The sequence below is a fragment of the Aeromonas lusitana genome, from assembly GCF_002812985.1.
In the GTDB taxonomy this organism is placed as follows: domain Bacteria; phylum Pseudomonadota; class Gammaproteobacteria; order Enterobacterales; family Aeromonadaceae; genus Aeromonas; species Aeromonas lusitana.
Window position 1 is genome coordinate 70388 of record NZ_PGCP01000020.1, and the last position, 11033, is coordinate 81420.

At 61.8% G+C, this 11033-nt stretch carries 6 protein-coding genes and 2 tRNA genes; 4 read left to right on the forward strand and 4 right to left on the reverse strand.

Annotation, left to right across the window (positions count from 1 at the left end; all coding sequences use genetic code 11):
- Window positions 1-22: 22 nt before the first annotated feature.
- Window positions 23-397: a hypothetical protein gene (locus CUC44_RS13585; RefSeq protein ID WP_100860472.1), complete on the reverse strand. Its 375-nt coding sequence runs from the start codon at window positions 395-397 to the stop codon at window positions 23-25.
- Window positions 398-939: 542 nt separating this feature from the next.
- Here CUC44_RS13585 and tamA point away from each other — a divergent pair.
- Window positions 940-2712 (forward strand): autotransporter assembly complex protein TamA, encoded by a 1773-nt coding sequence (tamA, locus tag CUC44_RS13590; RefSeq protein WP_100860464.1) that lies wholly within the window; start codon window positions 940-942, stop codon window positions 2710-2712.
- A 186-nt stretch (window positions 2713-2898) separates the two neighbouring features.
- Window positions 2899-6744 carry an autotransporter assembly complex protein TamB gene (tamB, locus tag CUC44_RS13595; RefSeq protein WP_100860465.1) on the forward strand — a complete coding sequence of 1282 codons (3846 nt, stop codon included), beginning with the start codon at window positions 2899-2901 and terminating at the stop codon, window positions 6742-6744.
- Window positions 6745-6909: 165 nt separating this feature from the next.
- Here the strand turns inward: tamB and CUC44_RS13600 are convergent.
- Both CUC44_RS13600 and CUC44_RS13605 read right to left on the reverse strand, forming a co-directional pair.
- A tRNA-Tyr gene (locus tag CUC44_RS13600) sits at window positions 6910-6994 on the reverse strand.
- A gap of 33 nt (window positions 6995-7027) precedes the next feature.
- Window positions 7028-7112: transfer RNA gene (locus tag CUC44_RS13605), tRNA-Tyr, on the reverse strand.
- A gap of 126 nt (window positions 7113-7238) precedes the next feature.
- On the opposite strand from CUC44_RS13605, the gene CUC44_RS13610 reads away from it, so the two are divergent.
- The gene (locus CUC44_RS13610) at window positions 7239-7763 is read left to right on the forward strand and encodes a VC2046/SO_2500 family protein (protein WP_100860466.1); all 525 of its coding nucleotides are present in this window, start codon (window positions 7239-7241) and stop codon (window positions 7761-7763) included.
- 79 nt (window positions 7764-7842) lie between these two features.
- Here CUC44_RS13610 and hpf read toward each other — a convergent pair whose 3' ends face one another.
- The gene (hpf, locus tag CUC44_RS13615; protein ID WP_100860467.1) at window positions 7843-8184 is read right to left on the reverse strand and encodes a ribosome hibernation-promoting factor, HPF/YfiA family; all 342 of its coding nucleotides are present in this window, start codon (window positions 8182-8184) and stop codon (window positions 7843-7845) included.
- 392 nt (window positions 8185-8576) lie between these two features.
- On the opposite strand from hpf, the gene CUC44_RS13620 reads away from it, so the two are divergent.
- On the forward strand, window positions 8577-11033 hold a 2457-nt coding region (locus tag CUC44_RS13620; RefSeq protein ID WP_100860468.1), incomplete at its 3' end, for a putative bifunctional diguanylate cyclase/phosphodiesterase.

Below are 11033 nucleotides of genomic sequence, written 5' to 3' on the forward strand. Positions count from 1 at the left end.
GTTCGAGGGCGCTCGCCTTGTATCAGGCTTGCATGTCTGCGGTCAGCCGCACCCTGGCGCGCGATTGCCACAGGATCTCCAGCCCCAGCAGGGCATAGAGGCTCCAGATGGCCAAAGGATTGAGCCAGTCGCCCCCCAATTGCAGGGTGAGCAGGGCGCCGCCGACCAGCAGCAAGCTGATGCCGGGCAGACGCCAGTGAGCGGGCAGGGGGGCCAGCATGGCCAATCCCAGCAGTAGGGCCAGGCCGAAGGGCAGGTTGAGGGCGGTGAAGGCCAGTGCCTGCTGGCCGCTCATGCCGGTCAGCAGGGCCAGCATGGCACTGCAGCAGGCCAGAAAGGTGATGAACTCGAGCCTGTCGGCGATGTAATCAGCCAGCTGTTCGCTACGCATGGGCATGGGCATGGTCTCCTTCGATTGATGTTACCAGTGTGGGGCAGGGCAGCGCCAAGTGGCAGCGGGATAAATCGATTGGATTAAACGAAGCTTTCAGCTAACCAATTCAAGTTATTGATTTAAGTTTATTTTCCTGTTCAATAGCAGAGTGTGGTGTGCGCGCCGCAAGCGCAGGGATGTCAAGGCGCTCTTCGGGCCCTTGACCCCAATGGGAAGTGCCACCCGACACGGTCTGTCGCGTGCTGTCAGTGGCAGAAAGACGGGGCGGCGGCCCGCTTGGGAAGATGCTCATACGCGGCTGCGCTGCTTTTTTGTACCCCATTGCCGAGAGAGTGCGCACTTTTCTCCCGCCGGCGGGGGATTTTCCCGCGCGGTGTGCAACGAGCGGGGAGCGCGGTGCCAGAATAGGGGTGACTGAGCGGGGGGATCCCGCTGCGGTCGCGTCCGGGGTTATGCTAGGATGAGCGGCGCTTGCTCGGCAGTAAGCCTCACTATCATTCTATTTAATACAGTCTTTTAATCATGTTATTCGGGGAAATTGACGTTTGACAGGATGCTATCCTCTCCTGGCAGCAGGGACCAGATCGCCCGGGCGCTACCTTCGCCACGGGCTCGGCACATTGCTCGCGCTCTGCCTCTTGCTGCTGGCGATGCCTGCCATGGCGGCCAAGCTGACCTATCAGATAAAAGGGGTCAAGGGAGAGCAGAAGGACAACGTCGAGGCCTACCTCAATGCCCTGCCCGTCTATCAGGAGCGCCAGTACCGCCCTGCCCGCGCCAAGATCACAGAGAGCGTGCAAAAAGCCCTGCAGGTCTATGGCTATTACCAGCCGAAGATTACCCTCAACCGTGACAAGAATGCCCCCGCCAAGGTGGTGATCGAGATAGACAGGGGCAAGCCGGTGATCGTCTCGCGCCTCGACATCCTGCTGGAAGGGGACGCGAGCAACGACGAGATCTACAGCGCCCTCCTCGATCAGCTGCCCCTCAAGGAGGGGGATCCCCTCAACCATGGCAAGTACGAGTCCATCAAGGCGGATCTCGGCAGCCTGGGGCTTGCCCGCGGCTATTTCGACGCCAAGATCAGCAAGAGTCAGGTCAAGGTGTTCCCGGATCAGGGCAAGGCGGAGATCTATATCCTGTTCCGCTCCGGCCCCCGCTACCACTTCGGCGACATCCACTACGATGCCACCCCGGAGGCGCTGCGCCTCATTCGCCCGCTCATCAACATCAAGAGCGGCGATCCTTACCTCGCCATCCGCCTCGCCGAGATGTCCCAGGATGTCTCCTCCACCAAGCTGTTCAAGGTGGTGGATATCAAACCCATGATAAGCCAGGCGGAGAACAACCTGGTGCCGGTGCAGGTGACCCTCACCAACCGGGTGGATCATGAAATAGAGGCCGGTGTCGGTTACGCCACCGACGTGGGGCCGCGCATGAGCGCCACCTGGGAGAAGCCCTGGGTCAACCGCTACGGCCACAGCCTCTCAAGCACCGCCAAGATCTCGGCGCCGGAGGCCGAGCTCAGCTTCGATTACCAGATCCCGGTGGGCAACCCGCTGCGGGACTACTACTCATTGCAGGCCGGTTATCAGTACACCAACAACAACGATACCCGCTCCGATCTGACCACCATAGGGGTGCACCGCTGGAAACGGCGGCCGGAGAGCTGGGACAGGGACGTCTTTGTGCGCCTCGAGAACGAGCGCTACGTGCAGGGCAGCGACGAGGGGAACAGTCTGTTGCTGATCCCGGGTGTCTCCTGGTCGCGGCTGCGGGTGCGCGGCGGCATGGTGCCGGACTGGGGGGATCGCCAGCAGCTGACGCTGGAGTTCTCCAGTCCGTACTGGGGCTCTGACATCAACTTCATGCGGGTGTGGGGGCGTAGCAAGTGGCTGCGTACCCTGGGGGAGGATCACCGCTTCCTGATGCGGGTCGAGCAAGGAGCCATCGTCGGGGATGACTTCTCCCTGGTGCCGCCCTCCCTGCGTTTCTTCACCGGCGGCGATCAGACGGTGCGCGGCTACGGCTACGAGACCATCTCCCCGCGGGATGCGGACGGCAAGCTGACCGGCGGTCGCTACACCAGCGTCGGCAGCCTGGAATACAACTATCGCTTCAGCGAGAAGTGGCTCGGCGCCCTGTTCGTGGATACAGGCACGGCCACCGTCGACTACAGCGAGGCCTGGAAGATAGGCACGGGCTTCGGGGTGCGCTGGGTGACCCCCATAGGTCAGGTCCGACTCGATCTGGCGATGGGGATCTCGGAAGAAGACAGGCCGCTGCGACTGCACTTCGCGCTGGGGCCTGAGCTATGAGGCAGTTAAACACGCTATTTACTAAGATTTCATCTATGTCTCGTGCTGAAAAAATAGCCACTTTCGATTCAATTATGCTGGTTCGGCCGCTGCGGCTGCATTTCTCGCTGGGGTCTGCATCGTGATCTGGGTAAAACATATTTTCCTCTGGCCGCTGAGTTTGTCCTCTTCGCAAGGGGTGGCATCGTGATCTGGGTAAAACGCATTTTCCTCTGGCTGATGGGCCTCATCTTCCTGCTGCTCATCGGCGTCAGCCTGCTGGGCTTCACCCATCAGGGCAACAAGTGGCTGTGGCAACAGGCCAAGTCGGCGCTGCCGTCCCTCAAGGGGGAGCTGGTAGCGGGCCAACTCGGCTACGGCTGGACCCTGGAAGGGGTGGGTTGGCAGGATGAGCTGGTGGATGTCACCGTCGATCGCGCCGTGCTGGACTGGGATCTCGGCAAGTTGTTGCAGGGCAAGCTCTGGATCAAGTCCCTCGATGTCACCCATCCCGTGGTCAAGGTAGCGGCGTCCGAGCCGGTACCCGAGGAGCCGACGGAGCCCTTCGTCTGGCACCCCTTGCCCCTTCGCATCCAGTTCGACAGCCTCAAGGTCGCCGATCTGGACCTCGCCGTGCCCGGGGTGGCAGTCACCCTCAAAGCCCTCGACATAGGGGCGACCCTCAATCGTCAGGGGCTCATAGTGCGCGGGCCTGTGCTCGATGGGCTCAATATAGTGCTGGCAGATACCCCAGAGGAGCCTGCCGGCAAAAAGCCCGCCGACAAGACCAAGCAGCCCGCCAAGGCGGCGCAGAGCAAGGCGGCCACTGACAAGCAAGACAAACAGGACAAGCAAGCTAGCGATGCCTCCCTGGCGGCCAAGTCGTCCGAGGGTGCCAAGGCTGACAAGAGCGGCAAGGGCAAGGCCGCAAGCAAGCCAGAGCCCATCAGCCTGCCCGCCATTCGCCTGCCGTTCCCCATCCAGCTGGAAGGGCTCAATGCCACCAAGCTGCGCTACCAGCAAGGGGAGCTCATCGAGGGGCTCGACAGCCTGCTGCTAAGCGCCACGGCCAAGGAGGAGCGCATCGATGTGCGCGAGCTCTCCCTGCGCCATGACATGGCGGATCTGGCCCTGAGTGGCCATGTGCGTCTGGTCGATGACTACCCCCTCGCCCTGACCCTGGAAGCCAAGGCCCGCAAGGGGCTCAAGCCGTGGGAGCTCGATACCGAGCAGGCAAAGCTGACCCTGGATGGCTCGGTCGGTAAGCTGGCGCTGGCGCTGCAGGCCAAGGGGCCGGTGGCCGCCAATCTCAAGGGCACGCTAGGGGCGCTGGATCCTGACTTGCCGTTCGATCTGGCGCTAGACTGGAAGCGGCTCGGCTGGCCGCTGCACAAGCCCGCCAAGGATGAACCCAGCTATCAGCTGGATAAGGGCAGCCTGAGCGCCAAGGGCAAGCTCTCCGGTTATCAGTTTGCCTTGAACACGGGGGGCAAGGGGACGGATGTGCCTCCCTTCAAGCTGGCGCTCGAAGGCAAGGGGGATCTGACCCAGCTCGGCCGCATCGAGCTGCTGCTCAATGCCCTGACCGGTGAGCTCAAGCTCGACGGCAAGCTGGCCTGGAGCAAGGGGGTCCAGTGGCAGGGCACCACAGAATTCAAGGAGATCAACCCGGCCGAGCTGGTACCCGAGATCAAGGGCAAGCTGGCGGGCAAGATAGTCAGCCGCTTCGAGATGACAGAGGCGGGCCACTGGCAGCTGGCCCTGCCTGAGCTCAAGGTCGATGGCAAACTGAACCAGTATCCGCTGGCACTCAAGGGGGAGCTCAGCGGCAACGACAAGATGGAATGGAAGATCCCGGCGCTGGCGCTGCAAAGCGGCCCCAACCAGCTGCAGGCCAAGGGCTCCCTCACGGCGCAAGCCTGGAAGCTGGATGCGGATCTGGATGCGCCCCAACTGGGCGGCATCTACCCCGGCCTCAAAGGGGACATCAAGGGTCAGGTGCGCGTCACCGGCAACCAGCAGACCCCCAGGGTCAATGCGGATCTGGCCTCGAGCCGCCTCTCCTATGCGGGGACCGTGCTCAAGGGCATCGCCATCAAGGGCAATGTACTGGCCTCTGACAAGCCCGCCGGCGAGCTGTCGCTGACGGTGGCGAGCCTGGTGCAGGGCGCCAACACCCTCTCCCAGCTGGCCCTGAACCTCAGCGGTGATCTCAACCGTCATGGGCTGACCTTGACCATGAAGGGAGACCCGGTCGCGGCGGATCTCAGCATCAATGGCAGCCTGCGCGGGGATCACTGGCGCGGCGCCTTGTCCGAACTCAAGTTGAAGACCCCCATCAAACGCTGGACCCTGACCGCCCCCTGGGCGTTGGATGTGGCGTTGTCAAAACAACAGCTGACCATGGGGGATCTCTGCCTGGGTTCCCAGGGCTCGACGCTCTGCGTCAAGGGCAGCCAGATCTCGGCGGCCCAGGGCAACCTGGAATTTGCCTTGAACGCGTTTGATCTCAAGCGGTTGCGGCCCTGGTTGCCGGATAACTTCCGCTGGCAGGCCGTGCTGTCGGCCGACGGTCGTGCCAGCTGGCGCGGCTCCCAGCCGACCCTGCACGCCACTGTGCGCACCACCCCGGGCACCCTGGTGGCCGATGAACTCAAGACCGATTATCAGCGCCTCGAACTCGGGATCGACTTCGAGCGCCAGCAGGCGGCCATTCGCCTCGATTTTGCCTCCAAGCAGATAGGCAATATCGACACAGATCTGCTGATCAAGGAGCCGGCGGGCCGTGGCCAGCTGTCCGGTCAGCTCAAGTTCGATAGCTTGAAGCTCACCACCTTCGCGCCGCTCATCCCCGAGGTGCGCTCCTTGCAGGGGGTCATCTCGGCGGATGCCCGCTTCGACGGCACTCTGAAGGCACCCTTGTTGTATGGGGAGCTGGATCTGAAAGATGGCGAGGTGCAGACCCACTCAGACATGGTGACCCTCTCCAAGCTGGTGACCCGCCTCAAGATCCAGGGCAATCGGGCCGAGCTCGACGGCTCCATGATGGTGGGCAAGGGACCGCTGACCCTGGGGGGCTGGCTCAGTTGGGCCAAGCAGCCGGTCACCGGCAGCCTCACCATCAAGGGCAAGGATCTGGAAGCCCAGTATCCGGGCATGGGCCGGGTACGGGTGACGCCGGACATCGCCATCTCCCTCGGGGAGGAGACCAAGGTCAGCGGTCAGGTCGACATTCCCTGGTCGCGGATCCTGGTCAAGACCCTGCCCGAGAGTGCGGTAGCGGTCTCGGATGATGTGACTGTGATCTACGACGATCTGCCGCCCGTGCCCAAGGCCGAGCCGCTGCCCATGGAGATCAAGCTCGCCATCCGGCTCGGGGACGATGTACGGCTCGAGGCCATGGGGCTCAAGACCAAGATGACCGGGGCGCTCAACATCCGCCAGGACCCGTCCAAGCCCTTGTCCGGCAACGGCCAGCTGGAGCTGAAAGACGGTCGCTTCAAGGCCTATGGCCAGAACCTGATCATCAAGGAGGGACGCATCATCTTCTCCGGCCCCATCGATCAGCCCTACCTCAATATCGAGACCTACCGGGATCCCGATACCATAGAGGACAGCGTGACCGTTGGGGTGCGGGTGACGGGGCCAGCGGCCAAGCCGAAGATCACCGTCTACTCAGAGCCGCAGATGGCCCAGTCCGAGCAGCTCTCCTACCTGCTGCGTGGCAAGGGGCTGCAGACCAGTGGCGAGGATGGCGGCTTCAACGGCCTGCTGGTGGCGGGCGCCGTCAGCCAGGCGAGCGGCGTGGTCTCCAGCATAGGGGAGTCCCTTGGCATGAGCGACGTGGCCCTCGATACCGCAGGCAGCGGTGACGATACCCAGGTGACCCTGTCGGCCTATCTGCTGCCCGGCTTGCAGTTCCAGTACGGGGTCGGGGTGTTCAGCCCCATCGCCGAGTTCAAGTTGCGCTACGAGGTGATGCCGAGGCTCTACCTGCAGGCCATGAGCGGGGTGGCCCAGGCGGTGGACATCTTCTATCGCTTTACCCTGTGAGGGGAGCCAGGCTGGCTCGTCAGTGATATCTGTAATAACGGGAGGCCTTGGCCTCCCGTTTGCTATGGTTTTGGGGCCGGGATTCGGGGCTATCTGTCTGTCGGGGGAAGAAATGGCAGGCGCAGAAAAGCGAAAACCCGGCGCTGGGACGGGTTGTCTGAAGAGTGGTGGAGGGAGAAGGATTCGAACCTTCGAAGGCAGAGCCGTCAGATTTACAGTCTGATCCCTTTGGCCGCTCGGGAACCCCTCCACGGGGTACTACATCTCGATTGTTGCACTTGAATGGTGGAGGGAGAAGGATTCGAACCTTCGAAGGCAGAGCCGTCAGATTTACAGTCTGATCCCTTTGGCCGCTCGGGAACCCCTCCCCAAGTGCGAGCCGCATACTAACAGATCTGTCGCTGTTGTGAACCCCTCGCCGGGGATTTTTAATGCTTAAAGGATCCGGTTGACGGCCGATAAGCAATGAAACTCCCATTTCCAAGATTTATCTCATGCTACCCAGCGCGATCCGTGACCGATTGCTCGTCGATGAAGCCCAGTTGGGCCAGCGTCTCAACCAGGATCTCCGGCAAGGGGACAGGGCCGACTTCAGGCTGCATCTGGCCCTGTTGACCGACGCCATCGAGGAGCAGCCCTGGTTTGGCGACCAGCCGCTGGCGGTGGCCGAGAAAACGTCGTGGCGCACGCATTTTGGCTTGCCAGCCGAGGCGGCCTTGCAGGGCAGCGTGGGCGAATCCGACACCAGCGCCGTCAACGAGCGTCTGCAGCAAGGGGGCAGCATGCTGGATGTCAGGCTCTGGCTGGCGCTCTGCTCGCCGCCTCTGGTGAGCCGGAGTGCGGCACTGGATCCTGCTATCTACGACAACCTGTCGGCACTGGGACGCGAGCGCTGGCAGGGCCAGCAGGGGGCCAAGGGGCTGACGTCTCAGCCAAGGGGAGAGGATGTGTCCCTGATGCTGCCACTGCTCAATGAATTGAACCAGGGGGTCGATGCGCGGCTGCGCTGGCTGGCGTGAACAGGGAACGTGGAATGATGGGCAGCAAAAAGGCGGGATATCCCGCCTTTTTGCTCACTGTAAGAGAGGAGTGCCTGTATCAGGCATCGGCTTCGTCAGGCTCCGGCTGGGGGATCTCTTTGCCAGCGGCGGTGCGACGGGCGAGGGGCTTCTCGGTGTGACGATTGAGCTGGCGTTCCAGCTTCTGACCGAGTTCGGTGACGGCGGCATACAGATCCTCGTGCTCTGCCTGTGCAAACAGCTTGCCGTTGGGGATACCGGCCGTGGCCTCGACTATGTACATCAAACGCTCTTTGGAGATGATCACATGGGGCGTGATAAGCGGCACCTGAAGACGCTCGAGCTTTTCAAAACGGGATTCAATGCGCTCGCGGATGGCTGGGGTGATGTCGATGATTTTGCTGGTGATTTCGATTTTCATATTGGCCCCCTTCGGGTCGTCTTGCTTGTGTCTTCACCCTCAGATTACCCATGTTGACGGATGGAAATGTGATCTACGTCACGAAATATGCCCTTGGTTATTTAGCGATTTATAAATTGTGAGCTTTTCCCGTTTCACGCCAAAAACCACTTGAGCTCGGCGAAACAGGCAGGCAGTATGAAGCAACTAGGATCGTCTCTGTCCCCTCTTGGCAGCGCCTTGTGTCGACCTGATGTCTGGTGTTCGCCGCTTAGTCTCGTATTTTCTTTGCCACTCTTTGTTCATCGCATCGCGGATTTTCTGCCATGTGAAAGCAGCGATATGCGTGTAAGCGGATATTCCTCCCTATAGTTTTCGGGGTGGATAATGTGGTTGTAGTGTTGGAGTCGTAAATGAAACAGCAAGCCACTCAACTGATGTGGTTTTATGATCGGCAGCATGAACAATGGAGCCTGTCCGATCATGTCTCTTGCCAACCCTGGCAGGGGGAGGGGACACATCCCTGGGCCAGCCAGCTGGTACAGGAAGATGAATCCGGCTTCGCCGATTTTCTCTCCAGACTCTACGATTCGGGCCAACCAGGCCAGTTTATCGGTCACCTCTGCGATGAGGCCGGAGCCGTCCATCATGTGCTCTGGTGCGGCCAGTATGTGCCGGCCCAGCAGCTCATCTGCGGCTGGCTGGCGCCACTGGACATGACCCAGGCGAGCAATCAGGCGCCGCCGAGCGGGATCCCCCAGCCAACCTCCTTGTTGCAAGACCCCTTGCTGGCCCAGCTGGCCCAGGCCCTCTCTGCCAAGACGGGTCTCGATTTTTGCAACACCCTGGTCAACGAACTTGCCCACATTCTGGGTGCCAACTCTGTTTGGCTGACGGAGCGCCTCGGCCGGGATCGACTCAGGGTGCTGGCAAGCCATGGCATCGACCTCAAGGAGTATGCCCTGGCCGACATGCCCTGCGAGCGCCTCTATCGACCGGGCGCCGCCAGTGCGGCTCCCATCAGTGAACCCCTGAGCGGCTGTGACTGCCTGCAACCGGGCCAGCACTATTACGCCCAGCCCCTGCTCGATCGCAATGGCCAGATCCTGGGCCATTTGGCCCTGCTGTTCCCAAGCCAGACCCAGACCGCGAACCTGGACTCAGTGCTCACCATCTTCTCGGTGCGCATGGTGGCCGAGCTGGAGCGGCTGCAAAGCGATGCCCAGCTGCGCCTGTCGGCTGTGGCGTTCGAAACCCACGAAGGCATCATCATCACGGATCCCGACTTCAAGATCCTGCGGGTCAACCATGCCTTCAGCCAGATCACCGGGTTCGACAATCAGGACGTGATTGGGCTCTACCTTGGCACGGATCTCTGGTCCGGTCTGGGTTATGAGCTCAATACCCTGGATCGCTGGCAGGGTGAGACACTGCGCGAGCATGCCGATCACCGCGCCTATCCCCAGTGGGAAATTGTCACGCCGGTGCAGGACGACAAGGGCGGGATCAGCCATTACGTCATCTTCTTCGAGGACATCTCGGAGCGTAAGGCGGCGGAGCGCCGCATCCAGGATCTCGCCTATTACGACGAGCTGACCGGCTTGCCCAACCGCCGCCAGTTGCACGAGACCCTGGCTCAAGCCTTTATCGAGGCAAGCCGCGAGAGCCTGGTGGGTGCCCTGCTGTTTATCGACCTCGATCACTTCAAGACCATCAACGACTCCCTCGGCCACGCCACCGGCGACTGGCTGCTCAAAGAGGTGGCCAGCCGCCTCAAGCGGCTGGTGCGTCAGGGGGATTGTCTGGCGCGCCTCGGCGGTGACGAGTTCGTGTTGCTGCTGCCCTCGCTCTCGACCAGCCCGCCCCAGGCGGAGATGCAGGCCGACCTTATCGCCGAGCGGCTCATCGGCGAGATTGCCGCCCCCTATAGCCATGGCGGCCAGGTGCTGCACATAGGCGCCAGCGTCGGCATCACCCTGTTCCCCGGCCGGGAGCAGGAGGCGGGGGACTTGCTCAAACAGGCGGACACCGCCATGTATCAGGCCAAGTCGGCGGGCCGCAAGACCCGGCGCTTCTTCGATGCCTCCATGCAGTTGCAGGCGGACAGGCGGCTGCTCATTCACAACGAGCTGCGCAGTGCCCTCAACAACCAGGAGCTGACGCTCCACTACCAGCCCCAGCACATGGTGGAAGGAGGAGAGATCATCGGGGTGGAGGCCCTGATCCGCTGGCAACCGCCGGGCCGGGCCCTGGTCTCTCCCGCCGAGTTCATCCCCATCGCCGAGGAGACGGATCTCATCGTCGATATCGGCAACTGGGTGCTGCACGAGGCCTGTACCCAGTACGTCTCCTGGGAGGAAAACGGTATTCACGTGCCTCAGCTGTCGGTCAATGTCAGTGCCAAGCAGTTCCATGCCCACGACTTCGTCGACTGCATTCACGACGTGCTGGCCGCCACCGGCATGGATCCCGCTTGCCTGAACCTGGAGATCACCGAATCTGTGGTGCTCGGCCATGCGGAAGACACCATCAGCAAGATGACCGAGCTCAAGGAGCTTGGCATCAGCTTTGCCATCGATGATTTCGGCGCCGGCTACTCCTCCCTGAGCTACCTCAAGCGGCTGCCAGCGGACGAGCTCAAGATCGACCGCTCCTTCATTCAGGACATCCCCAAGGATGGTGACAACATGGCCATCGTCGAGGCGGTGATCGCCATGGCGCGCCACATGGGTTTCAACGTGACGGCCGAGGGAGTCGAGTCCCGCCAGCAACTGGAGTTTCTGCAAGCCCAGGGCTGTCACTTCTACCAGGGGTATCTGGCCTCCAAGCCGCTGCCCGTGCCCTATCTGGAGCGCTATGTCAGCCGGTTG

What these genes read in the sequence shown, in the direction of transcription:
- hpf (WP_100860467.1), bottom strand. Translation starts at nt 8,184, where the DNA reads ATGAAAATCGAAATCACCAGCAAAATCATCGACATCACCCCAGCCATC.
- CUC44_RS13610 (WP_100860466.1), top strand. Translation starts at nt 7,239, where the DNA reads ATGCTACCCAGCGCGATCCGTGACCGATTGCTCGTCGATGAAGCCCAG.
- CUC44_RS13585 (WP_100860472.1), bottom strand. Translation starts at nt 397, where the DNA reads ATGCCCATGCGTAGCGAACAGCTGGCTGATTACATCGCCGACAGGCTC.